Genomic DNA, 16,592 nt, shown 5'->3' with positions numbered 1-16,592 from the left:
CTTCTGAGCATTCGGTGAACTGCTTAACTCCTGTTGCATCAGATCCTCTGGGAAGCCAGAAGAAGACTGAAAAGATCCAACGCCAGAAGCAATCCGACCAGAATCCAGATCCGGTGTTGATCCTCGGAAAAACGGAACCAGCTGTCCAGGCCGAGGATCAGCAGGCCTGTGAATGGCAGCAGTGCGGAAAAAAGATAGCGCCCCTGGGGTTGCCAGTCGCGTCCAATCATGGGCGCGAAGGTTTGAACGGCGAGCAGTATCAGGGCCAGCACCCAGATGGCAACAGTCCATCGTTCTCCAGAATCCCCTCGCCCGAGTGCCCTGAACACGCCTGCTGCTGCAATCAGGCAAACCAGGGCCAGGAGGCCGTAGAGCCAGATAGGGAATGGCCGTTGCAGCCAACCGAAATTACCCCAGAATCCGGCGAATGTCAGGGCACCGTATAGTCCATAACGCTGCAGAGCATCGGCCGTCAAGGCTTTGCCACCAGCCAGCCTGGGCGCAAATGGAGTCAAGAGTAATAGTTCGCCCCACCGGGCGGTGCGGCCAAAATCACCGTTAGGTAAAAGGCTATCAGAGGAACCCGTGTTATCATGACCAACAGGATGCAAAGTTACATAGTCGGCCAGGAGTTGGCCAGTCTCTGTAATCGATTTTCCTTCACCCGGTGCCAACGCCACCTTGACATAAGTCGCCGCCAGGGAAACGGTATGGCTGAGTGCCACTGCTTGCCAGGCTTCGGTGGCAGTAAAGGTGACCTGGGAATAGCCGGCGGCATCCCGCACGGTCAATCGACCGGGCTGGAGTCCGTTGCCCGGGCTGCGTACCAGCGCTCGGGCAACAACGACCCTGCCACGCAGGGATTCAGCCGGTGGACCGGTCACGCTTTGAAAGAGCCGCCCGAATTTGCCAGGCGATCGATCAACTACCTGGACTGCCCAGCCATCCTTGTCGTCATCGGAAATACTGACCTGTCCGGTGCCAACAGGCTGGTTCCTGCCGCGCCAGGCGGCGGGCGCCTTTGATGGCAAAAGAAGGGCTATGATCGAGAGGCTGAGAACAGCAACGATCGCCAGTGACAATGCCCGGCGTCTTGACCGGGATTCGGCTGCCAATCGACAGCGTATCTCCTTTGAGAGTGCAGCAAGGCCGAGGATCGCCAGCCACACCACCAGATAGCTGTTGGTTTTTTTACTGGCGACAGCAAGGGCCAACAAGATTAACAGGCCAAGGCCACGCAGCGGACGCCAGCCGAGCCAGAGGATTTGCAGGGATGCCGCGAATACTGCAGTGGCTGTCAGGGTAGCAAGGACATCGTTATTAACCGATCCAGCCATAAAGGCAGGCATGGGCAGCAGTACCAGCAGCAGAGACCCCAGACGTTGGCGGGTTCCCGGCCACGCGGTAATTGCGGCGAAGCCCCAGGCCGCGATTGCACCGGTCAGACCAAAAAGAGAGGCGCTCCAAAGCCGAATCAGCCGAACCTGGGCTTCCAGTGAAAGCCTGGTCCGGCAGATCAGTGCTGGAACTACGTAGTAGAGCGGCGGTTCATCGCCAACCTGACGGCCGGAGCGGAAGAGAAAGGGATCGTCCTGCAGGTGTTCCGGCAAGGGATCAGGGGTCGTTGCCCCGACGTGCTGCCAGAAGTGCTGGCGATCCAGGCTCTGGAGGATGGCTGTTTCCAGAGCCAGAGTTCGTTCCTGTGCGGTTGGCGGGCGATTTTGGGAGGCAAGGAGGCAGGCATACTCGATGTGGCCCGGCTCGTCTGGTGCCTGCCATACGGGCACCAGCAACGCGTAGGCACTGGCGTGGAGGAGGCCTATGGTGAAGACAAATAGCAGCCAATGGTGACGGAGTCTGTCGATGGACCACCCCATGGGTTGGTCAGTGATCTAGGCAGTGGCAGCCGGTTGATCTCGTTGTTCGGTGGATTTCCTGGCGCTGCCGCGGAATTCCAGCCAGAGGGCCAGCAACACACCCACAATGAAGCCCAAAACGGCAGCCAGGGCATATTGCGCCAGCTGGCGGGTTGCGGTGGCCGTTTCGGGTGCAATAGCCGCCTGGGTAAGGACCAACTGCCCGGGATCCAATCGCGCCTGAACGTCAGCCTCGTCGGCCTTGTTGGCAAGGTGGAAAAAGGTGTTGCGAGCCACGTTATAGGGTCGCAACGCGTTGGCATAGGCTCGCCAGTCCTCGGCGAGTTGCAGCTGGGCTGCCCGGGCTTCCGCGGCAAGCTGGTCCGCCGTAGCCTTCAGAGAAGCCTCTTCCCGGCCAAGCAGCGCCGCCAGTGCTTCCGGATCTGCCACCAGGGTTTTTGTTATCTCCGGCGTAATGATTCCCCGCTCGCTCAATACCGGTCCGGAGAGCAATTCCCAGGGCAGCGCCGAGATGTCCTCGCCGGAGCTACTTGCTGCCAGCAGGCTGGATAGATAGCGCAGGCTGTCAAGGTCGTTGAGATATTCGGCCAGCCGCTGGTTTTTCAAAGCTGCCTGACGCTGATGAATATTAAAATCCTCGCGCTCGTCGGGCGATTCGCCAGCCGCGAACAGGCCAGTTTCCCCGCGCACCTGGAGCACTATGTCCTCGGTTTGCGAGACTTGCTCCCGGGCCGATGCCATTTCCGATTGGAAGCTGGCCAGATCAGCAGCCGGCCCGAAGCGCTCCTGTACGATCTCGATCAGGCCGGCGGCCCACGCATTGGTCAGTTCAGCTGCCTTTTCCGGCGAGTCCGATGTCGCTACGACGATAACCTTGCCGGCGTCCCCTGTGGTGACCCGCACCGAGTCCAGCAACTCCTCTGCCGGTGGCACCGACTGCCACGACGCTGACAGAATCTCACCTGCCCGATCGGCTGTTTCCTCGTTGTTGCCGATGTCCATGAACCTGGTCTGCAATTCCCTGCGCACGCCGGTCTGGTTCTGAATGCTCGGGTCGAATCGCCACTGGTAACGAGGTGTCTCGACGGTCAGCCGGGCGTCCGTGACGTAGGTTTTCGGCTGCATCCGGCCCAGGAGAAAGGCGATGACCAGAGCGATGATCACCGAGAGGAGAACCAGCCACCATCGTTTCAGAACAGCGTTGATATACAGTTGCAGATCGATCTCATCAGACATAAGTCGGTATCCAGGGTGGGGTATATCGTGTCTCGACGTGCCCGGCATTATAGCACACGGGGACTGGCTGAGCCAATCATCTCCCCTTATTTCTGTGACTCTCCGATCGGCCCATTGGTTCCATCTGCCATCGATTCAGGAGCTGCCGGTACACATGTTCGATCTGCCGGGCTGCATGGTGCCAGGTGTACTGCTGAATCGTTTTGGCGCGCAGTAGACTGGCGCGCCGATTCGCTGTATTCGGGTCCTTGATAGCCTGTACAATGGCCGTCGCCAGCGCACCGGAGTCGCCAGCAGCGGCATAGAACCCAAGGTCCCCCAGGTACTCTCGCTGTACGGGGGTGTCAAAGGCGACGACAGGCAGAGCGGCGGCCATGTAGGTCAACAACTTGCCGCTGCCTTCCGTGTCTGACAGCTTGGGTGCAACTGCCAGATCGCCCAGGGCAAGGTAGGTTGGCGCCGTTTCGTAGGGGATAGCGCCGGTAAACAGGACATGATCGGCAAGCCCCAGCTGTTCAGCCTGGCGTTGATAGTGCTGCACGTTTGGAAATCCCATGATCAGGCAGAAGGGGCGGTGCTGTTGGTCCCGCAGACGGCTCAAGGCATCGAGCAGTCTGTCGATACCTTGATAGGTTGCCAGCAGCCCGAGATATACGATCACCGGCCGGTTCGGGGACAGTCCCAATCGACGGCGCAGCCCATCCAGTAGCGCGGCAGGAAACTGGTGGGATGGACGGAAATCCCTGGGTTCGACGCTGTCGGGAAGCCCCACCACTCTGCCAGGTGCGACCCGGTAGCGGTCTACCAACAGACCGGCCGCGTGGGAAGAGCTGGCCATGATGCGCTGCGGCTGGTGGTCGATCCACCCTTCGAGGCGGCACAAGGGGGGAAGCAGGGAGGAGGTCGGGGAAATGAAGCGATGGTCCAACATCTCTGCCGTCAGGCTGCCTTGAAAATCAAAAACCAGGGGGCGCCGGAGATGCCTGGCAAGGATCGAGCCAATCAGAGCGCCTTCGTGCAGATAGGCATGGATGATGTCAGGCTTTCCGCCTGGGAAGCGTTGAGCGGCTGCCAAGGCAGTCGGCAATAGAAGTGCATCGAAAAACAGCTTGCGATAGGATGAACCGACCGGCATGGTGCGGGCCTGAGGCCACAGCGGCGGTCGGATGGTTTTCAAGCCATCAACCTCCCGCCCGCTGGGGTAAGTGACGATCCGAATCGTGTGCCCAAGATCAGCCAGGGCGGCCATCTGCCCCCGAATCCGAACGTGACAACCGTAATCGGCGAAGAAGCCTGTTGGTGCAATGACAAGAATTCGCAGGGGCCTATCGAGGCGCCATGAAACGCTCCCCTGATCCATTACTACCAGGCCCAGCAGAGAGCAGGCCGGGCCCGCCCCTGACGAGAAGAAGTCCCCAGCATCCCTGGCGTTCTCCCGCTGTCTATGGCTGCAACGCAGGCGCCGTCAGGCTGGGTGAGTCTTTCCACATGCGCACCCTGAAGCGCCAGAGTTCGCCGAAGGCCCGCAGAATGACATCGCTACGCGCACCGGTCTGGGCGCCGGCTGGACGTGGCAGGTGGCTAACGGGTACCTCGAAAAAGCGGCTGCCCGCCCGTTTGGAGAGCACGAGCCATTCGGCACTGAAGGTAGCGCCCCGGGAGAGGATATGGGGAGCGACTTGTTCGAAAGAGGGGCGCCGAAAGAGTTTGAAGGCACAATCGATATCCCGGGCCGTGTAGCCGAAAAGCAGCGTCACGAGGGAACTCCAGCCGTGTCCGAAGAGCACCCGGTGGAATGGGTCGCGGCGGGGCGCCCGGTAGCCGACGATCATATCGGCTTCGGCCAGGTGGGGCAACAGACGGTCGATCTCTTCGAGCTTGAACTGCCGATCGGAGTCGGTGAAAAAGATAACGTCTTTGCCGGCGCCGCTAAGGGCGGTAAACACGGCAGCGCCGTAACCTTGATTGACCTCATGATTGACCGGCTTCAACTGCGGGTATTGCAGGGCCAGTTCCTGAAGGACCTGCCAGGTTTTGTCCTTGCTGCCATCGTTGGTGACGACAATCTCAAAGTCATCGAAGCGGGGCGACATTACGGCAACCACATCCGCAATCATGCCGGGCAGATTCTCTTCTTCGTTGTAGGCCGGCATACAGATCGATATGCTCACCTGGGATTTTTCGGATTGGTCTATTTGGTTTATCACAGCTTTTCTCTGGATGTCGATGGCTATGTCGGATTCGCGCTTTCTGGCGAAGGCAGAGTGAAACGGATTACCTGTTCACTAAGATGTGTCGATGCAGCAATTATTACACCGGTTACACGAATTAGGTTCGATGGGTCTCTGGTAAAAGCACTTTCGAACGCGGTTACTGCTCAAGCTGTTAGCTTTGCGAAGTGTGCGGCGTTTGGACCATGAAGGCACGAAGGCCCGCGAAGACCACGAAGCGCGAAGAGAGCGAAAAGGGGACAGCTTGTTGGTGGTCTTCGTGCTTCGCGCCATCGTGCGACTTGGCTGTTTCGTGATCCAGAGATCGTGCCTGAGCAGTTACCGAACGCGCTTGATTTGGGTCGATGCCTGGCAGAGGATATAATATGATGTTAGCATGGTGGTAGTCTGAAGGGCGAATCGAATGTCGCTAAGGGTAAAAACGACGATCCGTTTCGAACTGAAGCAGGTGCTGGGTCATGACCAGGCGCAGGCAGTTACAGTGCACTTCAACTTCAGCCCGCGGCTGTGGTAAACTATAGCCGTCTGGCGTTACCCGGAACAGATTGCGATCCGGGACTGTGGGTCACTTTCGATACCGGTGTGAAGGGGCTGCTTTGTCAGCGAAAGATTGTCGTGTGATGCGACAAGGTCTGTGATGGATACAACTGCGATAGAACAGTTCATCAACGCATTTCAGGATGTTACACAGACGTTCACCGCCAAGGATGTTGTCTTTACCATCATTCTGAGCTTCGTGCTTTCCCTGATTATTGCCTGGACCTATCGGGGTACCCACCACGGTACCTCCTACAGCCAAACTTTTGTTCAAACCCTGGTTATTGTGTCGATGGTGGTAGGAATCGTCATGCTCATCGTCGGTTCGAACATTGCCCGGGCCTTCACCCTGCTCGGCGCGCTCTCGATCATTCGTTTCCGCAACGCGGTCAAGGAGACACGGGATGTAGGATTTATCTTTTTCGCGATGGCTATCGGCATGGCTTGCGGCACTCGGTCTTACGGGCTGGCCATCATTTCCACCTTGATCATCTGTGCCTTGATCTGGGTAATGGTTCTCCTGGATATGTTTTCCAAGGATGCCAGCGAACAGATCCTGAAGATACGGCTCCCGGCCGATATTCCCTACGACAATCTCTTTGAAGATACCTTCAACAAATACGTGGATCACCATAACCTGATTGCAGTGGAGACGGTGAAGGCAGGTACTTTACACGAGTTGGTGTTTGGCGTAGAAATGAAAAAAAAGGCTGATCAACAGGCGTTTATCAGTGAACTTCGACAATTGAACGACAACAATAAGGTTACCCTTATTTCCGGGATGTACGAGGTGGATCTTTAACTGATGTTGCGCAGATAACAATGTGCTCAGAGGATGGCGGACCGCAGACGGCGGTCCACAGAACTGCGTGACATCAATCTTTAAGAGATGACAGTCATTCCCGGCTGACGATAACCGAGTAATCACACAACAGAGGAGCGCCAATGATGAACATCGCAGACTATCCTCGACCTAAAAGCGACAACGGCCGCGGGGTCCACTGGTCAACAAACCTTTATCACCACGCAGTGACGCCCAGCCTGGACTACTGGATTGACCAGCTCCAGGCCATGAAGATCAAATGGGTAAAGGTGCTGGACGATGGGGGAGGGTCGGCTTTGCAGCTCTGTCGCAAGCTGGTTGCGGCAGATATGATGCCGATCGTCCGTATCTACCTGGACGAGCTCAATCCCAGCACGCTGGGCCTGCGCGAGCTTGAAACCGTTTCACGCCTTGTGGACGAGGGGGTTTTCTACTTCGAGAGCAACAACGAACCTGATCTGCCGGCAGAATGGAGTCGTCCCCGACCGCCCAACTGGAAGGAGGTGGTCATTGACAATTTCATTCGTGACGCGGAGCGGGTCATCGATCGGGGCGGTTATCTCGCACTGCCTGCCATGGGGCCCGGTTCCAAGATCAATCCAATCGAGATCGTTGTGGAGAAGGGACGCAAGGATCTCTTCGAGCGGGGCTGTTGGGTGGCGATTCACAATTATACGCTCAACCATCCTCTCGACTATCCGGACGATGAGGTCAACCAGCATGGCAGGCCTCTCACTCAGGAGGAGTATGACTATTACGCCCGTTGGCAATACAGCGATCTGAGCTATGATGAAATTGTGGCCCAGGGGATTTCGCTAACCCGGAGCGACTACGACAAGTATCAACGATGGGCCTGGGATGGTCGCACCAAGGAGATGTTGAATGAGCTTCGAGCGGCCAACAAGAATCCGGGCGACACGGTTCTCGACGATCCTAACTGTTTCCGGGGATGGGAAGCGGCCGGCAAGATGATCTACGATGCGCTGGGTTTTTATGTGCCGGTGATCAGCACCGAAGGGGGGCCAGTGGTGGGTTGGGGGGATGACAACCGCTACGCCAAGGCAAATCCGGCCATGCAGCTGGATTGGCAGCTTGACATCGTTCGCTTTATGCAGAGTCGGGCGGCCGCCTGGTACTTCTCGTGCTGTACCTGGTTGTTGGCATCCCGGCCCCTCAGCGTCATCGATCCCACCTGGGAGCAGATGTCCTGGTATACCCATTCCTGGGATCAGCAGTTTGGCCTGAGCGGTGAGTTGCCTATCGTGCAGGCGTTGAAGGATGAGCCGTCGATCATTCGTTCCGATTTGAAGATGGGCGACGGTTTGGTGCATGGCGTTGTTCGAGGAACAGGCGGAGATCAGGTGAGAGGCCTGGCGCTAAGGTTAGTGGGCGCCGATCGTGATATTCCAAGGACCACAGATGAGTTCGGCGAGTTTCGCTTTGATGGACTGGCGGGAGGCAGCTATGAGATCCTCACGCGAGATATTGTACTGGCAGACAATATCAACCTGACCGACGGCGCTGAGAAGCAGGTGGACATCACCGTGGCTCAAGGAGAGCAGAGCATCATCGAAGGAGTCGTCATGGACGCAGCCGGCGATCCCCAGCGAGGTATGATGGTGATCGTTGGTATGGGTCCAGATCAACTGGAAACGAGGCGCACTACCAGCGATGGACGGTATCGCTTCGAGGGGCTTTCTCCTGGCTCCTATTGGGTCACGACCGATGATGCCAGCGCGGCGGTTGCAGGCATTAAGCTCGGTGGCTGGAACACTGAGACCGTCAACCTCACCGTGCCGCAGGCTGAAGGCTATCGATATAGGGTGATCACCAAACGATTGCTCTCGCCCGAAGAGACTGGCAACAACCGGGTGTTTTTTGGTCGAGTGTTGAATGAGCAGGGCGAGGGTGTCAATGGCATTGAAGTTGAGATGGCCTGGAGTGCTTCGGCCGGCACCGACTTTCCTCGCCAGATCACTCCCCGGGATCGACTGAAACCCGCCGGTAATTTCGACTTTCTGCATAGTCCGGGTCTGTTTCTGGTACGTGTGGTTGAAGGGGATTGGCCCAGTGACGAAGCGACTGGGCTGGAAACGGCCAACGTGCCCGGGCGGGAAGGGGATCCGATAAGTTACGAAATCAACTTCCAAATAATGCCGGTGGGTGGCGAATTTGGATCCGGGGCCATCTCCGGCGTCATCACCAATGGGGCCGGCCTTGGGTTAACCCTTTGGCTGCAGGCAGGCGGTCGCAGCACGCGCAGGAGTTGGGCGGTCATTCTTCCCGGGGACGGCAGCTATGCCTTCTCAAATCTGCCGGTCGGTATCTATACGATTGAGTTGGAGGGGCAGGGTGTCCTCGAAGAGGTCGAACTGGCGGAGGGAGCTTCGGAAACTGTGAACTACGAAGTCGAGCCTGTGGGACCAGAAGCGGGAAGTCTTACAGGCACCTTGTCCACCCATGATGGCGACCCGGCCGTGGGCCAGCGCATATTGATCTATCGTCAGGGTGTTTACGTAACCGAACACACGGTGGATGGCACCGGTCAGTTTTATTTTGAGGACCTGGTGCCAGGAAGCTATCGGGTCGACGTCGGGGATGTGGGTACGATCGCCGAAAATATCATGGTTCCGTCCGGCGAGACGGTGACACTGACCCTGACGTTGCCACCTGTAGCCACCGGCGGCACCCTCGCCGGCATGCTGCTGTACGCTGATGGGCAGCCAGCCGCGGGGCTTCTTGTATCGCTGAGTACTTCGCAGGGAAGCAATCGGGCAACCCAAACGGAGGACGATGGAAGTTTCACCTTCAACGGTGTGGAGGCTGGTAGCTATCAACTGACGGTCGACCACCCGCAGGAAGGCACCGTAGTGCTCGAGGACTCGCTGGCGTTGGATGGCGAGACCGACGTTACGGTCACTTATGATGATCTCTCGCCTGTAGTTTCCCAGGAAAGGCCGTTGGCGACCTACGTGCTGTTTGGTGACCGCGACGACGCTGTGTTGCTGTTGGAACTCATGCAGATCCATCTTGGAGCTAACGACCTGAATGCAGGCTTCCGCATCGATGAAGCCATCCAGGCGAGGACCGTGGTCATCGTCGGTGGTGAAGAGGTGGTGAGCGAAACTGAGCAGCAGATGCTCGTGGATGCCGGCTGTCAGGTGCGGCGGCTGCCCAATGATCCCTTTGCACTGGTGGAGGTGCTTGACCGATGAACGACGTGTCAGACAATGTGAAACGCTTTCTGGTTTGGATAAGTGGCGCTCCCGCAGACGCGAATGATCCCGGCGAAGAAACAGCCAGGATAACTCAGATCGACTCGTCCCGCCCTCCCGTGCAGGAGACGCCGGACGATGAACTCCCGTTGCAGCCGACCGATAGCCCGCCGGCAGAGCCCCGCGCCCAGCCTGAGAATAGCAGTGAACCGATCAACGATGCTGTCAGGTATGGTGTAACCGTAGAGAGGGCAGATGTGACACCTGGTACTGAATACTGGCAGGCGGTTCGCGTCCATCACCTGACGCCAGCCGAAAACCATGGCAATCACCATATCTATCTCGATGCGCTGGATGAAGGTGGCGCTCGTGTTTATGGTGCACAGGCCGAAGTGTCGTGGGTTGGTGGCGTGAAAACCGTTGTCATCGATAAGCCCCTGAACGAAGCGGGGACCAATTTTCCCATGTGGAAGTGGCAAATTTGCGACGTAAGCATGGTGGATCTGCCTGGCGACCGGGTTTTTCACCTCCACACGGCTCACCCTGATGAACCACCCGGTCTTGGCAATACCCTGTTCCACCATTCCTTTCATATCGATTTCCGTCGTACGATCAAAGGAGAACCTCTTGTGTCCCTCAGCAGCGTCATTGAGGGGCAGGTGAAAAACGGCGCCGGTTACACGCTGCTGCTGACTCTCGACGGGCAGGTGGTGGCAAGTACCGTACTGGGATCGGAAGCAAGGTTTCGCTTCGCCGATCTCGGCGAAGGCAGCTACGTGCTGGCAGTGTCCGGAACTGGTATCTATTCCAATCCAATCGATGTCGATGGAACCGATGTGGCGACCGTCGATCTGGAGGTGCCGGAGGATCTTGCCGGCAAGGTGATCGAGCGCTATTACCTGTTCGGTTCTATGGCGTCTCCCCGCACACCGGTATACCTGGCGATTGCCCGCAATTCCCTGATCCAAAACCGGGCCTGCTTTGGTTTCCTGCCGGAGGAAGCCCAACGTGCGCAGGAGGTTGTGCTGATTGGGGACGAAAGGGACATTGCCCTGACTGTCGAAGAGGGCTTGCTGGCAGCCGGTTGTCAGGTGCACAGAATCGAGGGGTCAGCGGAAGAGATCCTGGCGGCGCTTGCCGATCTTGGCCAAGGCTAAACGGTGAAGTGATTGAAAAACGCCGCCATTGGCGTTTACTATGATACAAGGGGCGGGCCGGGTAGCACCAACAAAACAAACTTGTCAACAGACCCGGCCTCCCTTCCCTCTCTCAGTTCCCCACCCATCTCAACCCTTCCACAATTGTCTCATCTGACTTCTTCGCTGCTCGCCCGATATCCCAATACTGCTTGAAAAGCCGGTCCTCCTCTCGTTTATCGAGGTATAGACAGATCAGGCGCTGGTTCTCCGACGCCAGCCCCGTCGATCAATGCTGTTTTTCAGACTGCTAGTTACAAGGAGACAAAAACCATGAATCTTGGACAGGTACAGATCGCCATCGGATTGGACCCGCGCTTGTTTGATGGCATCATTCGCTTTCTCTATCGCAACGGTACGATTCCGCCAAGTTTTGCGGCAGCCGCTGGCTCAATCGACGTTGAATTAGCTGAACCCCGGATCGAAATCCGGGATCCCGACACGAATCCCCGAATCGGCCTGCATTTGCAGGGCTCATTCTCTGCATCCGGCGGTGCCGATACGCCCTTTGACGCCTGGGTTCGCCTGCGGCCTGTGACCCGAAGTGAACCAGGGAAAGCGCCGGTGGCTGCTCTGGAGGTTGATGCAGCAGAAGATCTGAGTCCACCGATCATTGCACCCTTTTTCGACCAGATCACCGACGAATTACTAACCGGTTTTCTTGCTGAGCTGGAGATTCCCCTGTTCGATGGTCTGATCGGTGCCCTGGAGATAGCTAACTTCGGCGCGACGCCACCACCACGCGACCAATGGGCGACGGCGTTCAGGCTCGGAGAAAGCAGCCAGATCGATCGGGTTCACGTCGGCTTTCCGCCCGGTCAGCCGGACCAGCCTCATGTGAATAGTGTCGATTCTCAGGAAACGGAACCTGCTCTGGTGGCCACACTGGCACTGCCAAGCGAGAACCCGGATATTCCGGGCAATCCCTCCATCGTTCCCGCGATCACAGGCATGCAGATCCTGATCTCGCGCACGGCGCTCGATACGTTGCTGGCGGCCAGTGCTCAAGCGAAAATCGGCACGGATATCGAAGGAGCGACCATTCAATCTCTGACCATGCAGATGCACGATCTGGGCATCGATATCCACGGCAATGCGGAAAAGTCGGGCGCTGATATCAACTGGGACGGGGTCTTGCTGCTCTTCTTCCGCAAGTTCTTTGTCAGCGTAAGGACGGGCGCCGTACGCAGCTATGGGGGGTTCGTTGACATCTTCGCCAGCGGCATCGATGTGGACGTCGATTTGCCCTGGTATGTAACCTTGCTGCGGGTGCTATTTTTCTTCCTGGGACCCATCGGATGGTTGTTGGACAGCCTGGTGCTGGAGCCGCAGTTGGACGGCGTGGATGAGGCGCCCGATCTGGTGCAGGACGCCTTCAGCAGCGATGTGCAGGACGCCTTCGAGGCCATGCTGGAGAATGTTGGCGGGCTGGCCGATAGCGACGAAGCACCCATGATGCTGTTCGGGCACGACGCCTGGATCCTCAATGGTCACTATGCCTACACCTTTATTGCCCTTGCCGGGTACAACAGGGCACAGATCGTATCGGTGGAGCACGACAGCTTCACGATCCCGGGTGCGCGCGGTAAATCGGTGGGTTTCCTGAATCTGGACACGGGACACCGGCTGTCGGCAGGGGAGGCAGGACGCCTGCTGAAGAGTGGCATTCTGGAGATTCCGGGTCATCATGGGGTTCAGGCGCCGTATGGGTATTACGTGCGCTCCAACCCGACCCCATCGGGCGACGATAACCTGGTGCCTCCCGGGGAGATCATTGAAATTTGAACCTCTGGAACGAAGTAGAAACGCGGGAGGGCTTGCAGAATCACAGCGAGGCAGAGCCAATCACTTGACCCTGCCTCGTTCAGATTCTCGGTCTGTTACTGCTGAGGTCTACGGAACCACGTTGAATACGCAGTAGTTGCCGCCGCCGACATCGTTGTAGGTCACCAGTATCCAGACACCACTGGTCAGATCGCCGCCCCAGAAGGGGATACCAAAGGGTGTTACGATAGAGGTGGTTGGAGTGGCCGATACATCAAAAGCCTGAAACAGGGTCGTCAGGACGCCGGGGGGAGAGTAGGGGAACGCATAGAAGTTCACCGTGTTGGAGGCAGCGCCACCGGAGCCGTAGTAAAACCAGTTGGAGGGGTCGCCAACGTGTGATACGGGAATGGTAGTGACAGAGGTGCCGGTCGAGTCTCTGACGTCACAGCTAACCGCGCTGGGGGCACGTTCGTCGAACGCCGGGACGACTTCACTGATTCGTCTTTCGATATCGGCCCCGGAGGGCATGCGCTGATCAACAGAAGCCTTGGTGATACCCTCGACACCATTGACACCGTTCAGCGGACCGCGATCGCTGGCGAATGCAGGAAGGGCGCTTGCGAGGACCAACACTCCAACCAGAACAGCAAACAATACAATCCGACTTCGCTTCGCAAACTTGTACGTCACTTTATTGCCTCCTTTGAGCAATAGAATAGGGGGTTGTAATTTGGAGATCTCCCGCAATTGCATCACTGAGCGAATAGAATGCAATCACACTACGACTCTATCACGATTAACGTGCAATGTCAATAGGCAATATGAAATAATGGCGATAATTCCTGATGAATTGAAATGAAGCATACTGAGAAGCGCGTGCCAGGAAATGCCTTGATCGATACGGTTGTATGACGGAAGTGGGGGAGATGCCCAATTCATCCACAAAAGACGGGATGTTCCTCGAGGAACATCCCGGTCTGAAGTGGGTGGCAACCAGGGCTAATCAACGCGCAACATCCAGCGCTATCTGGGCCAGGGTCGGTGGGTGCAACAGCATGTTGGCATAGCTGGCGTTGGCCATGGGACATGAGCATTCCTTGTTGGCAATAGAGCGGCGCATGGCAGCCATTTCCTCACCGAACCAGATGGGAGCGATATCGTACTCGGTCTCCCTCAGATTGCCGACCCCCTCGGCCCGGATGCAGCAGGACCACACATCGCCGTCGGGCGCAATCTGGCAGGAGGCCCAGCCGGCGTAACAGTCGATGACCTGGGTTTGCTGCAACAGCGTCTGTTTTGCCAGCTGGTAGTACTGGGCCCGGAAGGCCTGGGTAAATCGAGCGATTCCGCGGGCCGGCGCCTGGCGCGCCTTTTCACTCAGGAAGTCGGCGACGGGCGCGTATTGTTGCGCCATGGGGGTAATGCCCCAACCCACCGTATCCAATTCTACCCGTTCCTCGGCAACCTCGGTGATATAACTATCCGGGTCAAGTTTCTGCAACCCGTCGTAGATCTCCTCGAACAGATGGATGTTGAAGCGGCTGACCACGGTGTGCACCGTCAACACCAGATTGGAGAATCGTTCCTGAAGCGCCTTTAATCGCTGCCAGGTCTCCATGGACCGCTGCCAGTTGCCGGGTACGCCGCGGATGTCATCGTGCATATCGCCGATGGCATCGAGGCTAAGGTTGAGACCGATCTGGGCATTGCTGCACTGCCGGCAGATGTTTTCCGTCTGGGCCAGGATCCGATCGGTAAGCAAGCCATTGGTGGGGATGGTGATATATCCGGGCCTGGTGTGCAGGTAGCCGCTGATCACCATCTGGTCCAGATCCTGGCGCAAAAAGGGTTCGCCGCCGGTGAAGGTCAGATAGACAGGCGAGCGACCCAGCTTGCGAAAAACCTGGTCCCATTCCTCCAGAGTCAGGTCGTCGTTGGGCTTTTGCCACACGTCGCAAGTCCGGCAGCGAGAATTACAGCGGTAGCTAATGCTGATGACCACGCTAAATGGGTACATGCGAGGCCAACCGAAACGTCTGAAGGATTGGTAAAGGGGAAGTTTGGGGATCAGTTCAAGCATGAGGGAGTCGCGATTTCAGCCGAGATCCTTGACGTACTGCTGCAGCTCGCGCTGGTTGATCTTGATGAAACTGTCGCGATCGATCCGGGCCATTTCCTTGTCGGAGAGTCGAATAGCGAGGATTTCCAGCGCGTCTTCGGGCGACTCGCCGTAGGCAAGCTTCTTTTTTCCACTGGACATATCGAAGAGATACATGTAGTGGGGATTGCTGAAACTACTCATGCTTTCACCAGCGCGTCCTGATAAAGATCGGATCTGCCAGCCCCGATCAAGCCGCGATTGATCTCGTCGTCGTATTGACCCGCCAACAGGTCACGGTAGAATTGGTAATCGATTCCCTTGACTTTTTCATCATCGGGAAAACGGTGGTAGTTGTCCTCGGACATCAGGCTTTTGCCCTCGGCGATCAGCTGGAACCCCAGGGCTGAGCCAGGGTAGGGTGCGTAGAAGGCGATCGAGGGCATGACTCGTTTCATGCCCTTTAACATACGCATGGTCTTGAAGGCATCCTCCGGCTCCTCGCCTGGAATGCCCAGCATAATGTTGGACCAGAACACCGGGGGCTGTTCACCCCTGGCCTGCAACTCGTCTCCAATCCGGTTCACAAGCTCGATGGTGAAATAATTGTCCTCTTCGGTGCACTCCTTGTTGAGCAGCTTGAGAATGCGATCGCTGCCCGATTCGAAGCCGATGGAAATGGTCCGCCAGTTGGTTTCCTTGACCAGCGCCTCAAACAGATCTGGCCATTGCCTGACTGTATCTGCCCGGCCAGCTGCCCAATAGGTCCAGCCCTTGGTCTGGCGCGGGTATTTTTCGATCCATTCCTGAAGCCAGCGAGGATTCTGGAAAAACATCGAATCGTGGATCACCACCGAGCCCACGCCGTAGGTGCGGTCCAGATAGTTAAGTTCGTCGATGACCTGATCGACCGGTTTGCGGCCCATATTCGGGATAAAGGAGTTTTCGTTGCAGAAGACACACTGCCAGGGGCATACCCGGCTGGTCAGGATTGTCGCTACCGGACCTGGCCCCCAACCACATTCAGGTTCCAGGGGCCAGCGCCACTTCCACCTGCGCTTTGTACGCCAGCCGACCGGCCTGGGCCATAGGGTGCGGTCGATCATGGGCCAGTCACCCATGGAGCGAGCTCCTTCGCCAGGAAAGACCCGGGGAAAGGCCTCTGGATCCCTGACGAGATCGACGATGGTTTTCTCGCCCGGGCCCATGCATATCTTATCGAAGGCTTCGACAGCCTCCATTTCATCGGGCGCTACGGTCGCGTGCATGCCACCAGTCAGGACCAGGCCGGTGGGGTTCAACTCCTTGAAGAGCCGGGCCGTTTTCAAGGCAACAGGGTAGGTGTAGCTACGAACGTTCATCAATAGGATGTCGTAGCCGGCAAGCTGGGGTTTGAGTTGATCCCAGGAAGTTACCGCCCGGGTGGAGGCCAGATCGGTCTGGATGCCATTCTGGTGTAGGATCGTTCGCAGCAGACCCAGGCCATGATCCTGCCATTGCTCGTGAGGTCCGCCAGGATGGACCAGATCACCCAGATCACCCAGATCAACCCAAAGGATATTCGACTTTTCTTTTTTCTGCCAAGGCCATGAAGTTGCCACTTCAATCGCCT

General features: G+C 57.3%; 12 protein-coding genes. 4 read left to right on the top strand and 8 right to left on the bottom strand.

Features of this window, described 5'->3' with window-relative positions; genetic code table 11:
• Positions 1-38: 38 nt before the first annotated feature.
• From U9R25_13095 to U9R25_13080, 4 genes are all read right to left on the bottom strand, one after another.
• Entirely contained in the window at positions 39-1,877 is a 1,839-nt protein-coding gene (locus U9R25_13095) for a DUF2142 domain-containing protein (protein MEA3336843.1), read from the bottom strand.
• Positions 1,878-1,892: 15 nt separating this feature from the next.
• Positions 1,893-3,113: a Wzz/FepE/Etk N-terminal domain-containing protein gene (locus U9R25_13090; GenBank protein MEA3336842.1), complete on the bottom strand. Its 1,221-nt coding sequence runs from the start codon at positions 3,111-3,113 to the stop codon at positions 1,893-1,895.
• Between the two features lie 76 nt (positions 3,114-3,189).
• Positions 3,190-4,473: a glycosyltransferase family 4 protein gene (locus U9R25_13085; GenBank protein MEA3336841.1), complete on the bottom strand. Its 1,284-nt coding sequence runs from the start codon at positions 4,471-4,473 to the stop codon at positions 3,190-3,192.
• 82 nt (positions 4,474-4,555) lie between these two features.
• Positions 4,556-5,266 (bottom strand): glycosyltransferase family 2 protein, encoded by a 711-nt coding sequence (locus tag U9R25_13080; protein MEA3336840.1) that lies wholly within the window; start codon positions 5,264-5,266, stop codon positions 4,556-4,558.
• Between the two features lie 715 nt (positions 5,267-5,981).
• Here U9R25_13080 and U9R25_13075 point away from each other — a divergent pair.
• The 4 genes from U9R25_13075 (at position 5,982) to U9R25_13060 (ending at position 12,900) form a co-directional block, all read left to right on the top strand.
• Positions 5,982-6,683 (top strand): DUF4956 domain-containing protein, encoded by a 702-nt coding sequence (locus U9R25_13075; GenBank protein MEA3336839.1) that lies wholly within the window; start codon positions 5,982-5,984, stop codon positions 6,681-6,683.
• Between the two features lie 143 nt (positions 6,684-6,826).
• A complete protein-coding gene (locus U9R25_13070) occupies positions 6,827-9,919 on the top strand; it encodes a carboxypeptidase regulatory-like domain-containing protein (GenBank protein MEA3336838.1) in 3,093 nt (1,030 codons plus the stop codon).
• A complete protein-coding gene (locus tag U9R25_13065; GenBank protein MEA3336837.1) occupies positions 9,916-11,076 on the top strand; it encodes a carboxypeptidase-like regulatory domain-containing protein in 1,161 nt (386 codons plus the stop codon). Before U9R25_13070 ends, U9R25_13065 begins: the two co-directional genes overlap by 4 nt.
• A gap of 312 nt (positions 11,077-11,388) precedes the next feature.
• Entirely contained in the window at positions 11,389-12,900 is a 1,512-nt protein-coding gene (locus U9R25_13060) for a hypothetical protein (GenBank protein ID MEA3336836.1), read from the top strand.
• A 108-nt stretch (positions 12,901-13,008) separates the two neighbouring features.
• Here U9R25_13060 and U9R25_13055 read toward each other — a convergent pair whose 3' ends face one another.
• The 4 genes from U9R25_13055 to U9R25_13040 all read right to left on the bottom strand — a co-directional run bounded on the left by U9R25_13055 (position 13,009) and on the right by U9R25_13040 (position 16,581).
• The gene (locus tag U9R25_13055) at positions 13,009-13,572 is read right to left on the bottom strand and encodes a hypothetical protein (protein MEA3336835.1); all 564 of its coding nucleotides are present in this window, start codon (positions 13,570-13,572) and stop codon (positions 13,009-13,011) included.
• A gap of 313 nt (positions 13,573-13,885) precedes the next feature.
• Positions 13,886-14,962 carry a radical SAM protein gene (locus tag U9R25_13050; protein ID MEA3336834.1) on the bottom strand — a complete coding sequence of 359 codons (1,077 nt, stop codon included), beginning with the start codon at positions 14,960-14,962 and terminating at the stop codon, positions 13,886-13,888.
• 15 nt (positions 14,963-14,977) lie between these two features.
• Complete coding sequence (locus U9R25_13045) at positions 14,978-15,184, bottom strand: hypothetical protein (protein ID MEA3336833.1); 207 nt, start codon at positions 15,182-15,184, stop codon at positions 14,978-14,980.
• Positions 15,181-16,581, bottom strand: coding sequence for a radical SAM protein (locus U9R25_13040; GenBank protein MEA3336832.1), 1,401 nt, complete (start codon positions 16,579-16,581; stop codon positions 15,181-15,183). Before U9R25_13040 ends, U9R25_13045 begins: the two co-directional genes overlap by 4 nt.
• Positions 16,582-16,592 lie beyond the last annotated feature (11 nt).

The sequence above is a fragment of the Chloroflexota bacterium genome, from assembly GCA_034717495.1.
Classification (GTDB): domain Bacteria; phylum Chloroflexota; class Anaerolineae; order JAAEKA01; family JAAEKA01; genus JAYELL01.
Note: the sequence above shows the minus strand (reverse complement) of the source record. Positions and strands in the feature narration are given on the sequence as shown.

What these genes read in the sequence shown, in the direction of transcription:
- U9R25_13095 (MEA3336843.1), bottom strand. Translation starts at nt 1,877, where the DNA reads ATGGGGTGGTCCATCGACAGACTCCGTCACCATTGGCTGCTATTTGTC.
- U9R25_13090 (MEA3336842.1), bottom strand. Translation starts at nt 3,113, where the DNA reads ATGTCTGATGAGATCGATCTGCAACTGTATATCAACGCTGTTCTGAAA.
- U9R25_13085 (MEA3336841.1), bottom strand. Translation starts at nt 4,473, where the DNA reads ATGGATCAGGGGAGCGTTTCATGGCGCCTCGATAGGCCCCTGCGAATT.
- U9R25_13080 (MEA3336840.1), bottom strand. Translation starts at nt 5,266, where the DNA reads ATGCCGGCCTACAACGAAGAAGAGAATCTGCCCGGCATGATTGCGGAT.
- U9R25_13075 (MEA3336839.1), top strand. Translation starts at nt 5,982, where the DNA reads ATGGATACAACTGCGATAGAACAGTTCATCAACGCATTTCAGGATGTT.
- U9R25_13070 (MEA3336838.1), top strand. Translation starts at nt 6,827, where the DNA reads ATGATGAACATCGCAGACTATCCTCGACCTAAAAGCGACAACGGCCGC.
- U9R25_13065 (MEA3336837.1), top strand. Translation starts at nt 9,916, where the DNA reads ATGAACGACGTGTCAGACAATGTGAAACGCTTTCTGGTTTGGATAAGT.
- U9R25_13060 (MEA3336836.1), top strand. Translation starts at nt 11,389, where the DNA reads ATGAATCTTGGACAGGTACAGATCGCCATCGGATTGGACCCGCGCTTG.
- U9R25_13050 (MEA3336834.1), bottom strand. Translation starts at nt 14,962, where the DNA reads ATGCTTGAACTGATCCCCAAACTTCCCCTTTACCAATCCTTCAGACGT.
- U9R25_13045 (MEA3336833.1), bottom strand. Translation starts at nt 15,184, where the DNA reads ATGAGTAGTTTCAGCAATCCCCACTACATGTATCTCTTCGATATGTCC.